General features: G+C 39.3%; 16 protein-coding genes. 7 read left to right on the top strand and 9 right to left on the bottom strand.

Annotation, left to right across the window (positions count from 1 at the left end; translation table 11 throughout):
- Positions 1–42: 42 nt before the first annotated feature.
- The 3 genes from rnr to secG form a co-directional block, all read right to left on the bottom strand.
- Positions 43–2,514 carry a ribonuclease R gene (rnr, locus tag MKX57_RS19670; protein WP_096364832.1) on the bottom strand — a complete coding sequence of 824 codons (2,472 nt, stop codon included), beginning with the start codon at positions 2,512–2,514 and terminating at the stop codon, positions 43–45.
- A 39-nt stretch (positions 2,515–2,553) separates the two neighbouring features.
- Positions 2,554–3,300, bottom strand: coding sequence for a carboxylesterase (locus tag MKX57_RS19675; protein WP_342550546.1), 747 nt, complete (start codon positions 3,298–3,300; stop codon positions 2,554–2,556).
- Positions 3,301–3,489: 189 nt separating this feature from the next.
- The gene (secG, locus tag MKX57_RS19680) at positions 3,490–3,717 is read right to left on the bottom strand and encodes a preprotein translocase subunit SecG (protein WP_008173196.1); all 228 of its coding nucleotides are present in this window, start codon (positions 3,715–3,717) and stop codon (positions 3,490–3,492) included.
- Between the two features lie 208 nt (positions 3,718–3,925).
- On the opposite strand from secG, the gene MKX57_RS19685 reads away from it, so the two are divergent.
- The 7 genes from MKX57_RS19685 (at position 3,926) to dltD (ending at position 11,543) form a co-directional block, all read left to right on the top strand.
- On the top strand, positions 3,926–5,185 hold the full coding sequence (locus MKX57_RS19685) for a DUF5050 domain-containing protein (RefSeq protein ID WP_342530674.1): 1,260 nt from the start codon (positions 3,926–3,928) through the stop codon (positions 5,183–5,185).
- Between the two features lie 186 nt (positions 5,186–5,371).
- Positions 5,372–7,018 carry an alkaline phosphatase gene (locus tag MKX57_RS19690; protein ID WP_008173199.1) on the top strand — a complete coding sequence of 549 codons (1,647 nt, stop codon included), beginning with the start codon at positions 5,372–5,374 and terminating at the stop codon, positions 7,016–7,018.
- A gap of 280 nt (positions 7,019–7,298) precedes the next feature.
- On the top strand, positions 7,299–7,436 hold the full coding sequence (locus MKX57_RS19695) for a teichoic acid D-Ala incorporation-associated protein DltX (protein ID WP_025116578.1): 138 nt from the start codon (positions 7,299–7,301) through the stop codon (positions 7,434–7,436).
- A gap of 17 nt (positions 7,437–7,453) precedes the next feature.
- Positions 7,454–8,929 (top strand): D-alanine--poly(phosphoribitol) ligase subunit DltA, encoded by a 1,476-nt coding sequence (gene dltA / locus MKX57_RS19700; protein ID WP_089986243.1) that lies wholly within the window; start codon positions 7,454–7,456, stop codon positions 8,927–8,929.
- Positions 8,926–10,089 (top strand): D-alanyl-lipoteichoic acid biosynthesis protein DltB, encoded by a 1,164-nt coding sequence (gene dltB / locus MKX57_RS19705; RefSeq protein WP_036221103.1) that lies wholly within the window; start codon positions 8,926–8,928, stop codon positions 10,087–10,089. The genes dltA and dltB overlap by 4 nt, the downstream gene beginning before the upstream one ends.
- Positions 10,090–10,137: 48 nt before the next feature.
- Positions 10,138–10,371 (top strand): D-alanine--poly(phosphoribitol) ligase subunit 2, encoded by a 234-nt coding sequence (dltC, locus tag MKX57_RS19710; protein WP_008173205.1) that lies wholly within the window; start codon positions 10,138–10,140, stop codon positions 10,369–10,371.
- Positions 10,368–11,543, top strand: a complete 1,176-nt coding sequence (gene dltD, locus MKX57_RS19715) for a D-alanyl-lipoteichoic acid biosynthesis protein DltD (RefSeq protein ID WP_089986244.1) — start codon at positions 10,368–10,370, stop codon at positions 11,541–11,543. The genes dltC and dltD overlap by 4 nt, the downstream gene beginning before the upstream one ends.
- 65 nt (positions 11,544–11,608) lie before the next feature.
- Here the strand turns inward: dltD and MKX57_RS19720 are convergent, their stop codons facing one another.
- The 6 genes from MKX57_RS19720 to MKX57_RS19745 form a co-directional block, all read right to left on the bottom strand.
- Positions 11,609–12,124, bottom strand: coding sequence for a GNAT family N-acetyltransferase (locus MKX57_RS19720; protein ID WP_008173208.1), 516 nt, complete (start codon positions 12,122–12,124; stop codon positions 11,609–11,611).
- Positions 12,111–12,722, bottom strand: coding sequence for a GNAT family protein (locus MKX57_RS19725; protein ID WP_089986245.1), 612 nt, complete (start codon positions 12,720–12,722; stop codon positions 12,111–12,113). The genes MKX57_RS19720 and MKX57_RS19725 overlap by 14 nt, the downstream gene beginning before the upstream one ends.
- 147 nt (positions 12,723–12,869) lie before the next feature.
- Complete coding sequence (gene eno, locus MKX57_RS19730) at positions 12,870–14,162, bottom strand: phosphopyruvate hydratase (protein ID WP_069482559.1); 1,293 nt, start codon at positions 14,160–14,162, stop codon at positions 12,870–12,872.
- A gap of 2 nt (positions 14,163–14,164) precedes the next feature.
- A complete protein-coding gene (gene gpmI, locus MKX57_RS19735; protein WP_090003056.1) occupies positions 14,165–15,706 on the bottom strand; it encodes a 2,3-bisphosphoglycerate-independent phosphoglycerate mutase in 1,542 nt (513 codons plus the stop codon).
- Positions 15,699–16,460, bottom strand: a complete 762-nt coding sequence (gene tpiA, locus MKX57_RS19740; RefSeq protein ID WP_008173216.1) for a triose-phosphate isomerase — start codon at positions 16,458–16,460, stop codon at positions 15,699–15,701. The genes gpmI and tpiA overlap by 8 nt, the downstream gene beginning before the upstream one ends.
- A 27-nt stretch (positions 16,461–16,487) precedes the next feature.
- Entirely contained in the window at positions 16,488–17,672 is a 1,185-nt protein-coding gene (locus MKX57_RS19745; protein ID WP_342550547.1) for a phosphoglycerate kinase, read from the bottom strand.
- Positions 17,673–18,030: the final 358 nt, after the last annotated feature.

Raw genomic sequence — 18,030 nt, forward strand, 5'->3', positions numbered from 1 at the left:
CTTGAGCGAAAGTATCCGTACTTAGGACACTTTCGCTCATGCTTATTTACGTTTTGATTTTTTCTTTTTGTTTTTCTTTGCAATGCCTTCATAGAATTTTTGCTTTTGTTTCACGCGTTTTTTAGGACCTGGGCTGCTAGAGTCATCTTTGCGACGTCCACGTGGATCACGGTCACCTTCACGGCGTTCACCGCGTTTAGTATCTCGACTTCCGCTTTCCTCTTCTTGGCGACTGCTTCTACGGCTGCCACCACGCCCGCCTTTTTCGTCATCGCTACGTGTGCTTCTGCGACTGCGTTCACCTTTATTGTCGTTATAATTTTTACGTGCGTGAATAACAGTCGGCGCGGCTTTGCGTGTTCGTCCATATGAAGTTACCATTCCAACGATTTCAAAGTCAATGGATGACTCCTCAATAATGACATTGGCAACACGGACTGTTACTTCATCACCAATACGGAATTGACGATTTGTACGTTCACCGATCATGATCATTTGACGATCATCGAAACGGTAGTAATCATCTGTCATATTACTAATATGGACAAGTCCTTCAATCGTGTTTGGCAACTCCACGAAAATACCGAAGTTGGTAATGGATGATACGATTCCTTCGAATTCTTCGCCAATTTTATCAGACATATATTGTGCCTTTTTCAAAGCATCTGTATCACGTTCTGCATCAACCGCACGGCGTTCACGCTCGGATGTGTGGTCAGCAATTTCATCCATTGCCATTCCCCACTGTGCAACCGTTTCTCGAGAAGTATCCTTATTAATTAAATACGTACGGATTAATCGGTGTACGATTAAGTCCGGATAACGGCGAATTGGTGATGTGAAGTGTGTATAGAAATCAGTTGATAGGCCAAAGTGACCTAGGCTTTCTGGGTAATATTTCGCCTGTTGCATCGAGCGTAGCAGCATCGTTGAAATAACAGGCTCCTCTGGCATACCTTCAATGGCTTTCAGAACATCCTGTAATGCTTTAGGATGCACAGTATTGCCTGTACCTTTAATTAAAATCCCGAAGTTCGTAACAAATTCAAAGAATCGTTGAAGCTTTTCTGGCTTTGGATCTTCGTGAATACGGTATATGAACGGTACATTCATCCAGTGGAAGTGCTCCGCTACTGTTTCATTAGCAGCTAGCATGAAATCTTCAATTAGCTTCTCCGCTACTGTACGTTCACGTATCTCAATATCAACTGGCCAACCTTCCTCATTCACGATGACTTTAGATTCTTTAAAGTCAAAGTCAATGGCACCTCGAGATTCACGTTTACGACGTAAAATGCCAGATAGCTCTGCCATATTTTTAAACATCGGAACAAGTGGCTCGTAGCGTTTGATTAACGCTTCATCTTGCTCCTCTAAAATTTTGTAGACATCCTTATACGTCATACGTTCAGTTGTTTTAATAACACTTTGGAAAATTTCATGTGAAATAACATTCCCACTCGCATCAATAATCATTTCACAGGATAGTGTTAAACGGTCAACCTGTGGATTTAATGAACAAATACCGTTTGAAAGTCGATGCGGAATCATTGGGATCACACGATCTGTTAAATAAACACTTGTTGCACGGTCATAGGCTTCAAGATCGATGACAGAGCCTTGCGTTACATAATAACTAACGTCTGCAATATGTACGCCAAGCTTATAAGTACCATCTACATTTTTTATGACGGTTACTGCGTCATCCAAGTCCTTTGCGTCAGCCCCATCGATGGTTACAATCGTTTCATGACGTAAATCACGACGACCTACTAAATCAGCCTCTGTAATATCATCTGGCACACGTTGTGCAGCAGCGATGACTTCGTCTGGGAATTCAGGTGGAATATCGTGCTTATATAAAATTGATAAAATATCCACGCCTGGATCATTTTTATGCCCTAAAATTTTTGTAATATAGCCTGTAGCCGATTTTAAATCTTCAGGCCATGTGGCTACTTCGACCACAACCTTATGGCCATCAACAGCGCCTAATGTATCTCCTTTTGCAATAAAGATATCCATTGGCAGCTTTTTATCGTCTAAGACAACAAAGCCAAAGCCACGATTAGCTTGGAATGTGCCGACAAAGCTTGTTTGACCACGTTCAACGACCTTAGTTACAGTCCCTTCACGGCGATCACCAAATGATTCTTTTAACACACGAATAAGAACGATATCTCCATTTATAGCCCCATTAATTTCATGCGGTGGAATGAACACATCATCCATGCCCTCAACATCAGGCGCTACAAAGCCGAAACCCTTCGCGTGACCGATAAATTTACCTCTTAGTAAATTCATACGTTCTGGTAGGCCATAACGATTGGAGCGAGAACGAACAACTAAGCCCTGTCCTTCCATACGGACTAATGTTTTGACAAGCTCCTTAAATTCTTCCGCATCCTCAAAGCCAAATTCATCCTCTATTTCACCGACAGTTAATGGTTTGTAATCATCTTGGCCGAAAAAAACGAGTAACCGACTTTGTAGTGTATCTTTTTGGTCTTTCATACATATTCCCTCCTTCATGAGAAAATCCTATTTATAATTTTATTGTGCCCAATTTAGGCTTTCTAAAAAGCGATAAATATCTTCATGTAATTGATCTTTTTCTTGATCTAACGTAATAACATGTTTTGAGTTTTCATACCACTTCATATGCTTATCAAGTGACTCAGTTTGATTATATATAATGTTGGCAGATTCTGTCTCTATTACCTCATCATTTGTAGCTTGAACGACAAAAATAGGGGCATAAATCATGTCGATTTCTTGACGAGTATGCGTAATAAATTCACGTAACTCTTGGAGAGACGGCATGCCTTTTTCAGCAATGAGTGCTACTTCTGTTTCGATTTGTTCCTCCTGTTTACCTTGGAACTTTTTATAGTCTTTAGCATATTTCAAAACACCCTCAAACATGACGTCTGTTGTACGCATAGTCATAGGTGCACACATCGTAACAATTCCTTTAACAGGGTTGTTTAAGGCTACATTTAATGCCATTACACCGCCTAATGAAAGGCCAGCAACAGCAATTTCTTCATAGCCAGCATCCTGTAACTGTTTATAGGCGGCCACGACATCTTGCCACCAGTCTGCTGGACCTGTTGTGATAAGTTCCTCAGGTTCCACACCGTGACCTTTATAGTGAGGTGCTAAAGTAGTATACCCTTTTTTCTCTAAAAATCTACCAAGCATGCGAACGTCTGCCGAGCTACCTGTAAAGCCATGTAGTAATAAAACGGCACGTGGTCCTGCTTGAAAGAAAAATGGCTGTGATAATGATTTATTCATGGTAAGCACTCCTTCATCCTAAAACGCTCATATATACTATACCCATTATAGCCCTCTCGATGATGCCTCGAGCATAACATTAGGCTATAACATTACATTTCAATTTTTACTCCATCGAGAAAATTTTCCATTTGGTTATGATAAAAGAAAACGCCCAACCAATGTGGTTAGGCGATAGATCTTCAACTATTAGATTTTTGTAATAGCGATTGCTAAAATAAAGAATAGTATAGCTAACACAATTGTTGCACGGTGAAGGATTAAATCCATACCACGCGCTTTTTGCTTTCCAAATAGTTGCTCAGCTCCACCCGAGATGGCACCTGATAAGCCTGCACTTTTACTAGATTGAAGTAATACCACCACGATCAACGCTAATGATACGATAACTAATGAAACTAATACTACTGTATGCATTCACTGCACCTCCCGAACTTTGAAACATCACAACAGACTATATTATAACAAAAAAAGGTTGCCATGACAAACTTAGCTTTCTGTTTAGTAGGAATTTTTCCTCTTCACGTACATCTATTTGTCGGATTATCCGACTATTTGTGGATAACACCTCCTCTAATTTTAGATTATAATGGAAAAAATTATATTTTATTGGAGGATTTATGTATTGAATAAAAAAATAGCACTGCTTTTATTATGCTGCACCATTCCCTTTTTTACAGCATGCTCAAAGGCAATCGACATCCTACTACAAGATGAAGAGGATGTCACAATGACAACCACCTTAACAGAAGAACCAAATGAAACAAATACTGATATAAAAATACCAGAAAGCAAAGCATTATCTGCCTCATTTTCACCTACCGATTTATTTTCAACCACTTTATTTAAGGATGATCCCGCTTTACTACAATTTGCAAAAAAAGTGGAGAAGCAGGTTGCTCAATTTGAAGAGCACTTTGAGGTTTCTTATACAGGGAAGCTGAATTTTGAGGATTTTGAAGTACAGCTCAATGATTTAAATAACCTGATTACCTTCGTTGACCCTTATACAGCTGGTTATTTCTTATATTATGAATGGAGCGCTTGGGAAACCGATAATGGTTATTCAGTAGAATTGTCCATACAATATTTAACTGATGCGAAGAAGGAAAAAAAGGTAGACCAATATGTGGAGACGTTCGCGAATCAATATATTACCAAAGACATGACAGACTTTGATCGTGCGAAAGTCATTAATGATTATGTTGTACAGCTAGCCACATATACGGAACAGGGCTCTACTGAAGGTCAATCCGTTTTCGAATTAATTAATGAAGAAACTGCTGTATGTCAGGCTTATGCTTTACTTACTTACCGTCTATTAGTAGCATCTAATCTCGATGCGAAATACGTCTATGGCTATAGTGAAGATCAGCTACATGCCTGGAATTTAGTCCAGGTTAATGGCAATTGGTATCATCTCGATACAACTTGGAATGACGTTGCACCTACCGAGCCCTTTACAATTTCCTACGAATACTTTTTGGTCAATGATGAAAAACTAAGTCAAGATCATTTATGGGCCAATGAAAACTATTTTGCCGCAACTAGTAATGCTTATGATTTTATGCATGATATGTGGTATGCCAATACAGTAGATAATGTGATCTATTATAACAGCATGAGCGATAGTACCGTTTATTCCTATGACTTAACGACAAATGAACATAAACAAATTTCTGCAACTGCCTGCTATTATTTAGTGACTGACCAACAATCTATTTATTGTAGTGACTATGATAATGCTGGCTATTTAACAAAAATAAATGTCCAGGACGGTTCCGAGGAGGTATTATTCGAAGACGAGGTACTGAACTTGAACATCCAAGATGGTATTTTGTATTACGAAACACTTGACGGCTCCATGCATCAACAAAATTTGTAACCTACATAGAATCTGTGTGCGGATTTCACACAGATTCTATCTCCCTCTGCTTCAGTTGGCCAACCACACCGCTTTCCCTTCACATTTACAGTATTACCATATTTTATTAACAATTTTTTAACGGTGGCTTTACACCCTTCCTTTACACTTACAGTTGATCATTCATTCATCTAAAGGAGGAAAATCATGAAATACGCAAAAAAATGGGCTTCATTATTTTTAGCAAGTGCAGTGACTTTATCCGCAGTTAGTATTCCACAGCAAGATGTACAAGCAGCTAAAGTAAAAAAACCGACAAATGTCATCATGCTAGTGATGGATGGAAGCAGTAATAATGCTGTAACACTTTCCCGTTGGTATAAAGGGGAAAGCTTAGCAATGGATGAAATTTTATCGGGTGCAATGCGCACTTACTCTGCTGAATCAGCCATTACTGACTCTGCCCCTGCCGCTACTGCATTAGCGACGGGACATAAATCGAATGATAAATATATAGGGGTGCTCCCATCGGAGATTACTTCACCTGGATTAGCGCAAATAGATAAGAAGGAAGCCTTTAGACCCGTAGCCAATGTATTAGAAGGTGCTAAACAGCAGGGGAAAGCGACTGGCTTGATCTCTACCTCTGAAATTCAACATGCAACGCCTGCCGGTTTCTCAGCACATGCGAACAATAGGAGCCAATATGGAGATATTGCGGAACAACAGGTTTATCAAAATATTGACGTTGTCTTAGGTGGCGGTTTAGAATCGCTGACACCAGGTACGTCTAAAAATGCCCGCAAGGACGGCGAGGATTTAATGAAGGTATTGAAGGATAATCAATATGATTTAGTGCATACTCGTGATGAGTTATTAAATAGTCCATCTTCAAAAATTTGGGGAAGCTTTGCACCAAGTGCCTTGGCGTATGATTTAGATCGTGCCAAAACTAGGAAATCAGAGCCTACACTTGCTGAAATGACGAATAAAGCAATTAACACGCTTAAAAAGGATAAGGATGGCTTCTTCCTTTTTGTTGAAGGTAGTAAGGTAGACTGGGCTGCACATGCCAATGACACCATCGGTATAATAAGCGATATTTTGTCGTTTGATGATGCCGTAAAAGAAGCCGTTGATTTCGCAAAGGAAGATGGGAATACATTAGTCATCGCAGTTACAGACCATGGAAATAGCGGAATTACGATGGGGAACGCCAATACTACTAGTACCTATTCAAGCATTCCTGTTTCAGCTTATATTGATCCATTAAAAAAGGCTTCCATGACCGTTGAAGGGGCTTTAAGCCAACTAAAAGAAGACCGTTCCAACATTGTGGAGGTAGCTGCTCTGTATGGATTAGATCCATTAACGAAGGACGAGCTTTCTACATTAAAATCTGCGAAAGATGTCGGTAGCGAAATGGTAAAAATGCTAGCAAACCGTGCGAACATTGGTTATACGACGGGTGGTCATACGGGAGAAGATGTTTTTCTTTATTCATTTGGTCCTTCTAAATTAACTGGACTCGTTGAAAACACGGATTTAGCTCATTCAATGGCGCAATTTATGGGCTTCGACCTAAAGTCTTTAACAGATGATTTGTATGTGCCAGCTACAAAGGCATTTACAGAGAAAGGCTTTACAACAAAAATAGATCTATCCGATAAAGAAAACCCAACCTTCGTTGCTCAAAAGGCAGATGTGACGGTGAAAATTCCTGTTAACAAAAACGCAATGATTTATGAACACACTTCAAAAAATACAACAAAAACCCACACATTCAATACCATTAATGTTTACAATGGTTCTGAATTTTATGTTTCTAAAAAAGTTATAGAGGCCGTGAAATAAAAATAAGGGCACGAACATAAGTTGAGATTATTCCCTTATGTTCGTGCCCTTTTTACATAAAAATAGCCATCCAACAGTTTGTAATTCTTGTACATTCCCCCAGAACCTTAAATTTACCTTAAATTAATCTTATGATTTAATGAATTCACCTTAATCCAGCAACATTTTTCTCCACATTCCGTCAAATCAGTGTTAAAAACATAAGGTAAGGATTTTTAACTAGTAAATTAGTATTTTTTGAAAGTTTAATCCTATACTTTTTTTCATTGGAGGTGGACAAATGGAATCCATCAAAAATAATGAGTATCTACGCTTTATCGGATTCACGTTATTTTATTTGATCGTTTTGGTGCTGTTGTTTCTTATACATGGCTTTCATGATATGAACGCTGGACCATTTATATATACGGAATTTTAAATAAAGGAGTTTTACTGATGTTAAGTATTTTAGCAGCTATCGAACGTGTGGCCATCCAACAGCCACAAAAAACTGCTTATCAAACCCACAATGCCTCCTTAACATATGGTGAGCTTTGGCATTATTCGGATTGTATAGCCGATTATATCATGGCACATCATTTGCAGAGACAGCAGCCCATTGTCGTTTATGGACATATGTCCCCTTTACAGATTGCTGCCTTTTTGGGCGCAGTAAAGGCGGGACACCCATATGTACCCGTTGACTCGTCAACACCGTCTGAAAGATTACAGTTAATTTTGGAGGCATCGAAAGCTTGTCTAGTATTCACGACAGAACCATTACAGATGCTAACAAACATACCTGTAGTAGCAGTGAGTGAAGTGTTAGACTCATCCTCCCTCCAAGACAGTCCAGCAGCAACAAGCTGGGTGCAGCAGGAGGACATTCATTATATCATTTACACTTCTGGCTCAACTGGGCAGCCAAAGGGCGTCCAAATAACTGCCAATAATTTAGCTCATTTCGTTACTTGGATGCAGGATAATTTTCCCATACAGGAATCAGGCGTATTTTTAAATCAAGCTCCCTATTCTTTTGACTTATCCGTCATGGATCTCTATCCAGCTCTTGTAGGAGGGCATACACTTTATGCAATTACACAACAAGAAATCGCCAACCCGCGAGCTTTATTTGACTCATTAGCGTTGTCCAACACTCGTGTTTGGACGTCTACCCCTTCCTTTGCCAAGATGTGCTTAATGAACAAGGAATGGGAGCAAAGGCTCATGCCTGCATTAGATACCTTTTTATTCTGCGGTGAGGTTTTACCAATACCTGTCATTAAAGAGCTCATGCAACGTTTTCCACAGGCCACTATTTATAATTTATACGGACCTACGGAAACGACTGTCGCTGTATCCTATGTAAAAGTAACTGAAGCATTAATAGAACAATTTGAGCAATTACCGATTGCTCCTATTTCTGAGGGAAACGTTTCTTTATTAGATGATGGAGAAATTGTTATTTCGGGGCCAACTGTCAGTGCAGGCTATTTAGGAGCACCCGAGTTAACAGCTAAAGCCTTTCCAACCATAGCTGGTCATCGCATCTATCAAACAGGAGATATGGGCTATGAGCAAGATGGGTATTTGTTCTTTTTAGGTCGCAAGGATTTCCAAGTAAAATTACATGGTTATCGCTTAGAGATCGAGGAGATTGAGAAACAAATTAGTAACCTGCCACCTGTTTCAAGCTGTGTAGTTGTTCCTGTCCATAAAGATAATGAAATTGTTTCTCTAAATGCTCATATCGTTTTGCGTGAGCCTTTAGCGGACTCTGCTTTTAAAATGACTAAGCAGTTGAAGACCCTATTATCGGAGTATTTACCAGCCTATATGATACCTAGAACGTTTAAATATATGGATGCTTTACCGCTAAATCCAAATGGTAAAGTCGATCGTAAAGGATTGGCGGTTATGGAAACAGTATGACGCCTTATGGAAATATAGCATTCTTTCTCATTATTGGACTATTATTGCTACCTACTATTTTATTAGGTTTACGTGGCAAGTCTGCGAAGCATTATAATTTATTGGTATCGTTGATTGTTTTAGCTCTTATCTTTGGACACTCCTTGAACGGATCAATTTCGTTAATATTGTTTACGGTCTTTCAAATAGTGCTTATTACGGCTTATCAACGCTATCGACTGCAGCAAAATAATGGACCCGTTTTTGTCATGGCTGTGCTCCTGTCGATTTTGCCGCTTGTGCTAGTGAAGATTTTGCCTATCCTTGGTCTGCATCATTTATTCGGCTTCCTTGGTGTGTCCTACATTACATTTAAAGCAGTGCAAATGATTTTAGAAACACGCGACGGCTTAATGAAGGAAAAAGTCTCTATCGTCGAACTGGCCTATTTTTTACTGTTCTTTCCTACAGTATCGTCGGGTCCTATCGATCGTTGGCGCCGTTTTACGAAGGATTTTCATTCGGTTCCCTCTTCGGAAGACTATCAAAAGCTGTTACTAAGTGGCATTAACTATATCTTTGTGGGCTTTTTATATAAATTTATATTGGCTTATTTAATCTACAACTACACACTTATTTATTTGCCAAACCATACGTATAACTATTTGACACCTTTCCAAGGACAGTTAGCGTATATGTATATGTATAGCTTTTACTTATTCTTTGATTTTGCAGGCTATAGTGCATTCGCAGTAGGTGTAAGCCGAATAATGGGCATTCAAACACCTATTAACTTTAACCGTCCATTTGCCAGTCGCAATATTAAAGACTTTTGGAATCGTTGGCATATGAGTCTTTCCTTCTGGTTCAGAGATTATGTTTATATGCGCTTTGTTCTTTGGATGACGAAGAAAAAATGGCTGAAAAATAAATTCGCCATTTCATATATAGGGTTCTTTTTATTATTCTTTTTAATGGGCATTTGGCATGGCCTCGAATGGCATTTTGTCGTTTATGGTCTCTATCATGCCTTATTAATTATTAGCTTCGATAAATTCGAACGCTGGAATAAAAAGCATAAGCTTTGGCCAAAAAATAAATGGACGCATGCCATTGGTGTATTTATCACGTTCAATGCCGTATGTTTTGGCTTCTATATCTTTTCAGGGAAATTATTTTAACTAAAGGCTTTCTACAAATAAAGCCTGTTCAATAAAGGAGAATTATTAATGGAAAAACAACAAGTTTTAGAAATGCTAGTGGAGTTATGTGAAGATGAAATTATTGTAGAAAACCCAGATATCGATCTATTCGAGGAAGGTCTTCTTGATTCCTTTGGTACCATTAATTTATTGGTAGAAATTGAGAACCGTTTTAATATTTCTGTACCTATTACTGATTTTAATCGTGAAGAATGGAACACGCCGAATCGTATTGCAGGGAAGTTAGCTGAAAGACAATGATAAAAAAAGGCTTTCTATCACTATTTATTGCCTTAGCCCTGTTTTCCGGCTTTGTCTTCTTTCCAAATTCTTGGATCAAAGCATGGATATCAGAAGATGATGTGGAGCAAGCCAAAACAAATATGTCTCCACTCGTCTTTCAAGGCACGTATTTACAGGAGCGAATGTTACAGGAGCCTACTTCCATGCCTTTATACGGTTCCTCTGAATTAAATCGATTTGACCCGTTTCACCCTTATAATTATGCTCGAGCAACAGATGCCCCGTATACGACATTTATGATTGGTCGTGGTGGGATGCAGTCCATTACGCATTTCTTAAACTTTGCTGCGCAAGAGAAAAATTTAGAGGGCAAAAAATTAGTTTTTATTATTTCACCCCAATGGTTTACGGAAAAAGGTATGGGTGAATTCCATTTTTCACCGAATTATTCTATGTTACATGCCTATGACTTAGCGTTTAATCGTGACATGGATGCTCATCTCCGTAAACAGGCTATGGAGCGCCTGCTAGAATTTGATACCGTTGAGCGAGATCGTCTCTTAAAAACGATGTATCAATATCAAATGTCTAATGGCAAAAAACATCCTGTTACAGGACGTATGGCTATGATAGCGGGCCGCTTTCACAAGGAATTACTAGAAAAAAAGGATCTCTACTATTCGCTATTCCCTCGCAAGGGGCATTCATTAAAAAATAATGATAAGCTCGTTGCGGACCAAAGCTTTGAACAGCAAATACAGCATGCTGAAGCCTATGGGGAGAAACGTGTCTCCAATGAATATATGATTGAAAATAGAGCTTACAAGCGACTGGTTAACGCTAATTTTTCAAAGTTTAAGAATATGCGAAAGCATGAAGATTATACGGAATCTCCTGAGTACAAGGATTTTCAGCTAGTTATGGATGTGTTAAAGGATGCTGGTGCTAAGCCATTATTCGTCTCTATTCCCGTTAACGGCTATTGGTATGATTATAATGGCTATTCTAAAGAACGACGACAACAATATTATGAGAAGATGGCACAACTATTAAAGGATGCCAATGTCGACTATGTTGATTTTACAGACCATGAGTACGACCCTTATTTTATAATGGATACGATTCATATTGGCTGGAAGGGCTGGGTTTATTTAGACCAGAATATGGATAAATACTGGGCACAGCAGTAATGTAATAGCAAATGGAGAGTCAGTCTGTAGTGAGCTAACACTTCAGACTGACCTTTTTATATTCATTAACTTTCATCATCTAATGAGAACAGTCTAAGTTCCTCAGAATCATTGGAAAATTGGATGACCTTTTCAAACTGCAAGCCTATTCTTTCGAGTAACTTAGCTGACGCATGATTATCTTGGGTAGTAATAGCCACAATTCGATTAAATCCTAGTGTCTCTAGACCATAGGCTAAAACGGCTGATGCTGCTTCATAGGCATATCCCTTTCCCCAATAATCAGGGAGAAACGCGAAACCAATATCTACATCCTCTAAATTATCTCTTTTGACGAAACCGCATATTCCTATCGGGGTTTGATCTTCCGTTTTTTCCACTACATATAGGCAAAATCCGAATTGCTCATACATCCGTATTGCACCATTTTCTATATAACGAGCCGCCTCCTCTACGGTCTTCACACCGCGGTCACCGATAAATTGTATCCACGAGGGATCATTCACTAGCTCAAGAATAAATGGCGCATCATCCGTTGTTTGTAAGCGCAATATTAGTCGTTCTGTTTCAAGAATGTTCATTGTCACGCTGCTCTCCTTTCGTCTGAAGCTTACAGTCAAATTTACTGCTCTCCCATTCAGACGCTAAAATAGAATATTGATATTCATCCACCCATTGTCCCTTGGACATATAGTTTTGTAAGAAATGACCTTCGCGTCTCATCCCTATACGCTCAAGTACGGCAATAGAATTGTTATTTCTCACATCCGTAAAGGCAATGACTTTATGTTTCTTTAATGAATGGAAAAGATAATTTATTAACGCGCAAACCGCTTCCTTTGCATATCCCTTCCCCTGATGTTCCGGAGAAAGGGTAAATCCAATTTCTACAATGCGTGGTTCACTTAAAGGCGTGTGAAGTGCGCAATCTCCAATAAGCTCATTCGTTTCCTTCAAAGCAATGGCGAATTGGTACCATGTCCCTGGCTGATTAGGAACATGATTTATTTGGTGATGCACGAACGTTTTTGCTTCGTGATATTGATAATTCTCCCACGATTGATATTTAGCAATTTCAGGATCAGCCCGATATGTGTAAAAACTTTCAATATCATCCGTCTGAAATTTTCTTAATAGAAGACGATCTGTTCCAGCAAATACTTCCATATTTTTCTCCATAGTATTTTCCCTTTCATAACTTTCTTCCATATATATTATTATAATCATTTTAAACGATGGATGCTTTGTTCATTTTTCATGACAACATCCATAAAAAATCGCCCCAAAAGTATGTTTAACTTTTGGGACGAAATACGTATTAGTCGCTTATTTTAAGTTATAGAATGATTTTAAACCAAGGTACTCAGCCGTTGAACCAAGTTGATCTTCGATGCGAAGAAGTTGGTTGTATTTAGCTACGCGGTCTGTACGTGATGGCGCACCCGTTTTAATTTGGCCTGCATTTGTTGCTACGGCGATATCAGCAATTGTTGCATCCTCTGATTCACCAGAACGGTGAGAGATAACTGCTGTGTAGCCTGCACGTTTCGCCATTTCGATCGCTTCAAATGTTTCTGTTAATGTACCGATTTGGTTCACTTTGATAAGGATTGAATTTCCAACTCCTTGCTCAATACCTGCAGATAATTTTTTTGTATTTGTTACAAATAAATCATCACCTACTAATTGAACACGACTACCAATACGTTCAGTTAATAGCTTGTGTCCAGCCCAGTCATTTTCATCTAAACCGTCTTCAATTGAAATGATTGGGTATTTGTTTGTTAACTCTTCGTACCAATCAACCATCTCTTCTGAAGTTTTAACAACACCTTCACCATCTAAGTGGTATTTACCATCTTCTTTATTGAAAAGCTCTGATGAAGCTACATCCATTGCAAGCTTCACTTCTTCACCTGGTTTGTAGCCTGCTTTTTCAATTGCTTCTAAAATGACTGTAATTGCTTCTTCGTTGGAGCCAAGGTTTGGTGCGAAACCACCCTCGTCACCTACTGCTGTATTATAGCCTTTAGCTTTTAGTACTGCCTTTAAGTGGTGGAAAATTTCAGCACCAATACGTAGTGCATGACGGAAAGATTCTGCACCGACAGGCATAACCATAAATTCTTGAATGTCTACATTGTTATCTGCGTGTGCTCCACCATTTAAAATGTTCATCATTGGTACTGGTAATTGTTTAGAATTAAACCCACCAAGATATTGATAAAGAGGTACATCTAAATAATCTGCCGCAGCATGTGCAACTGCCATGGATACACCTAGAATTGCGTTAGCACCTAGCTTGCCTTTATTTTCTGTGCCATCAAGCTCTATTAAAGCTTTGTCAATGACAACTTGGTCAAGAACAGAATAGTTACCTTCTAATTCTTGTGCAATAATTGTGTTAACATTTTCAACTGCTTTTAATACACCTTTGCCTAGGTAACGAGAGTTGTCACCATCGCGTAATTCTACAGCTTCGTATTCACCTGTTGATGCACCTGATGGTACGATTGAGCGTCCGAAAGCGCCTGACTCTGTAAATACTTCAACCTCTACTGTTGGGTTCCCACGTGAATCTAAAACTTCGCGAGCATAAACTTGTGTAATAAATGGCATAATTAATTCTCCTCTTTTTCAATTAATGATTGACCTGTCATTTCAGTAGGCTGTGACACCTGTAATAATTCTAACATGGTTGGAGCCAAATCGGCTAAAATACCACCATTTCGTAAAACAACATTTGGTTTTGTCACAATTACTGGAACAGGATTTGTTGTATGAGCTGTCATAGGCTCCCCAGCTAGTGTTACCACTTCATCAGAGTTCCCATGGTCAGCTGTAATAATAGCTGCACCACCTTTTGCAAGAAGCGCATCTACTACTTTCCCTAAGCATTCATCCACTACTTCAATGGCCTTAATTGTTGGTTCAAGCATTCCACTATGACCTACCATATCAGGGTTGGCAAAGTTAAGAAGAATACCATCAAATTTTTCAGCCTCAATTTCTGCAAGTAAGGCTTCTGTCACCTCATAAGCAGACATTTCAGGTTTTAAATCGTATGTGGCAACCTTTGGGGATGCGATTAATAAACGTTCTTCACCTAAGAATTTCTCCTCACGTCCACCGCTCATAAAGAAAGTAACATGTGGATATTTTTCGGTTTCGGCAATGCGTAGCTGTGTTTTACCATTCATCGCTAACACTTCACCGATTGTATTTTTCAGGTTGTCATTTTCATAAGCAACCTGTGCATTAACTTCATCACTATAATGAGTAAAGGATACAAATTTCAAGTTTTTTGGATGCTTGGCAGATACTGCAAAACCATCAAAGCCTTCATTTGTGAATACTTTTGACAACTGTATAGCACGGTCCGGACGGAAGTTAAAGAAAATGACTGCATCGTTATCACCAATCGTTGCCACTGGCTCTCCATGCTCTTGAATGCTAAATGGGATGACAAATTCATCTGTCACTTCACGCTCATACGATGCTGCTACACCACTTTTTGCACTTTCCGCTGTTTGACCAACGCCATCTACCAGTACATTATAAGTAAGCGCGACACGATCCCATCGTTTATCGCGGTCCATTGCATAGTAACGACCGTGAATAGATGCAAATTGACCTACTCCCATTTCAGTCATTTGTTTTTCAGTTTCTTCAATATAGTCTAAAGCTGTTGTAGGTCCAACATCTCGACCATCTAAGAAGCCATGAACGAAAACGTCCGTTACATCTTGCTGCTTTGCAAGCTTTAATAGAGCAAACATATGCTCATAATGACTATGAACACCACCATCTGATAACAGCCCCATAATATGCAATTTAGAATTATGAGCTTTCACATGTGCCACCGCATCTAAAAATGCTTGATTTGTAAAGAAGTCTCCTTCACGTATCGATTTATTTAATCGTGTTAAGCTTTGATAAACAATACGACCAGCACCAATGTTTAAGTGACCCACCTCGGAATTACCCATTTGTCCTTCTGGTAGCCCAACGGCTTCTCCAGATGCTGTTAATGTAGCGTGTGGGAATTGGCTCCAATATCGATCAAAATTTGGCTTTTTAGCCTGTGCTACTGCATTTCCGAATGTTTCATCACGAAATGCAAAGCCATCTAAAATAATTAAAGCTACTGGCTTTTTAGGCATTTGCTGCCGCCTCCAATAATGTTAAATAAGATTCTGGTTGTAAGCTTGCTCCACCTACTAATGCTCCATCAATATGCTCTTTTGATAAAAGCTCATGAACGTTGTCAGGCTTAACGCTGCCACCGTATTGGATGCGAACTGCATTGGCCGTTTCAGCATCAAATAATTCCTCAACGACCGAACGAATCGCTCCGCAAACTTGATTGGCATCATCGGCTGTAGCCGTTTTACCTGTACCGATTGCCCAAATTGGTTCATAGGCAATGACCATATGCTCTACTTGCTGCGCTTCGAATCCAGCAAGTGCCGCTTTAATTTGGCCCGCAACCTTTTGCTCTGTCGTTCCCGCTTCTCGTTCCTCTAGCGTTTCACCACAGCAAATAATCGGTACAATATTATGTGCAAGTGCTGCTGCTACTTTTTTATTAATAGCCTCATCTGTTTCATTGTAGTACTCGCGACGTTCTGAGTGTCCTAATATAACATAGTCCACGTCCACATTTGCTAGCTGTGCAGGACTAATTTCACCAGTAAAGGCACCTTCATTTTCATAGTGCATCGTTTGGGCACCAATAGCTAGCTCTGATTCACTAGCAACTTGCACAAGTGTAGGTAGGTAAAGTGCTGGTGCGCAAATTACAGCATCTACTTTCTCATTAGAAGGAAGTTTATCCTGTACGGCATCTACAAATTGTATAGCTTCTTCAAATGTCTTAAACATTTTCCAGTTACCTGCAATAATTGGTTTACGCATCGTCTTGCCTCCGATTTTTTATTTGGCTTATTTATCGTTTAGTGCAACAATTCCTGGAAGCTCTTTACCTTCCATTAACTCAAGTGAAGCACCGCCACCTGTAGAAATGTGATCCATTTTAGTAGCTACTTCAAACTTTTCAACTGCCGCTGCAGAGTCACCACCACCGATTACTGTATAACCGGATGTAGTTGCCATTGCATCAGCCACTGTTTTTGTACCATTCGCAAATTTATCCATTTCAAAGACACCCATTGGTCCGTTCCAAATAATCAATTTAGAATTTTTAATGACCTCTGCATAGTGAGCTGCTGTTTTTGGCCCAATGTCTAGCCCCATCCAATCGGCAGGAATAGCATCAACATCCACAACTTTTGTTTCCGCATCTTGTGAAAATTCATTAGCCACTACCGCATCAATTGGCATATGTAATTGCACGCCTTTTGCTTTTGCCTTTTCAATAAATGATTTTGCTAGCTCAATTTTATCTTCTTCTAATAAAGATTTCCCAATATCGTAGCCTTGTGCCTTAATGAACGTGAATGATAATCCACCACCAATAATTAAGTGGTCTACTTTTTCTAATAAACTTTCAATTACACCAATTTTATCTTTAACTTTGGCACCACCGATAATCGCTGTAAATGGATGTTCAGGATTCGATAGCGCTTTACCAAGTACATCTAATTCCGTTTGCATAAGGAAACCTGATACTGCAGGAATGTGCTTGGCGATTCCTTCTGTAGAAGCATGTGCACGGTGAGCTGCACCGAAAGCATCATTGACATAAATATCTGCTAGCTGAGCAAATTGCTGTGCTAAAGCTGGATCATTTTTTTCTTCGCCTGCATGGAAACGAACGTTTTCAAGAAGTAAAATGTCTCCATCCTGCATGCTCGCAACAGCTTCTTCCACTGCTTGCCCAATAGATTCATCTAGCTTCGTAACTGGTTTGCTCATTAGGTCCGCTAAGCGGATACCAACTGCTGTTAGACGCATGTCCTCTTTTACTTCACCTTTTGGACGACCTAAATGAGAAGCTAAAATGACTTTTGCACCTTGCTCTACTAAGTATTCAATTGTTGGAATAGCTGCTCGAATACGTGTTTCATCTGATATGGCCCCATCCGCCATTGGAACATTAAAATCAATACGTACAAAAACGCGTTTACCTTTTACATCAATATCTTTCATTGTCTTCTTATTTAACATGAAGAAACTCCCTTCAAAGCTGTTTTAGTCTTACATCATTGTGTTTTACCCATCTTGGCTCCACACCATGCTTCCTAAATCGAAAAGTCATCTTGGTACTTTTTCGGGGTCACCATCTAATGTGCATATGATTCTCCAACTTTTGATAATGAACCCTAATACTTGTTTTTATAGTAGCAAAAGTACCCTTTTATGTCTTGCAAACACCATATATGAATTACGCATTAGTGTTGGAGTCCCAACAAAATCTGTGACATCCGCTAGGCTATTATCTTGATGTAGTCGGTGTTTGGACACCCACTCCATTAAAGAGAGCCATTTGTGTATTCATCTCATTACCTATAGAGGTGGGTATTTC

It is taken from the genome of Lysinibacillus sp. FSL M8-0216, assembly GCF_038595555.1.
GTDB classification, from domain to species: domain Bacteria; phylum Bacillota; class Bacilli; order Bacillales_A; family Planococcaceae; genus Lysinibacillus; species Lysinibacillus fusiformis.

Coding starts and splice junctions, on each gene's coding strand:
- MKX57_RS19675 (WP_342550546.1), bottom strand. CDS start 3,300: ATGAATAAATCATTATCACAGCCATTTTTCTTTCAAGCAGGACCACGT.
- MKX57_RS19690 (WP_008173199.1), top strand. CDS start 5,372: ATGAAATACGCAAAAAAATGGGCTTCATTATTTTTAGCAAGTGCAGTG.
- dltD (WP_089986244.1), top strand. CDS start 10,368: ATGATAAAAAAAGGCTTTCTATCACTATTTATTGCCTTAGCCCTGTTT.
- dltB (WP_036221103.1), top strand. CDS start 8,926: ATGACGCCTTATGGAAATATAGCATTCTTTCTCATTATTGGACTATTA.
- dltA (WP_089986243.1), top strand. CDS start 7,454: ATGTTAAGTATTTTAGCAGCTATCGAACGTGTGGCCATCCAACAGCCA.
- rnr (WP_096364832.1), bottom strand. CDS start 2,514: ATGAAAGACCAAAAAGATACACTACAAAGTCGGTTACTCGTTTTTTTC.
- tpiA (WP_008173216.1), bottom strand. CDS start 16,460: ATGCGTAAACCAATTATTGCAGGTAACTGGAAAATGTTTAAGACATTT.
- dltC (WP_008173205.1), top strand. CDS start 10,138: ATGGAAAAACAACAAGTTTTAGAAATGCTAGTGGAGTTATGTGAAGAT.
- MKX57_RS19725 (WP_089986245.1), bottom strand. CDS start 12,722: ATGGAGAAAAATATGGAAGTATTTGCTGGAACAGATCGTCTTCTATTA.
- secG (WP_008173196.1), bottom strand. CDS start 3,717: ATGCATACAGTAGTATTAGTTTCATTAGTTATCGTATCATTAGCGTTG.
- MKX57_RS19720 (WP_008173208.1), bottom strand. CDS start 12,124: ATGAACATTCTTGAAACAGAACGACTAATATTGCGCTTACAAACAACG.
- eno (WP_069482559.1), bottom strand. CDS start 14,162: ATGCCATTTATTACACAAGTTTATGCTCGCGAAGTTTTAGATTCACGT.
- gpmI (WP_090003056.1), bottom strand. CDS start 15,706: ATGCCTAAAAAGCCAGTAGCTTTAATTATTTTAGATGGCTTTGCATTT.
- MKX57_RS19745 (WP_342550547.1), bottom strand. CDS start 17,672: ATGTTAAATAAGAAGACAATGAAAGATATTGATGTAAAAGGTAAACGC.
- MKX57_RS19695 (WP_025116578.1), top strand. CDS start 7,299: ATGGAATCCATCAAAAATAATGAGTATCTACGCTTTATCGGATTCACG.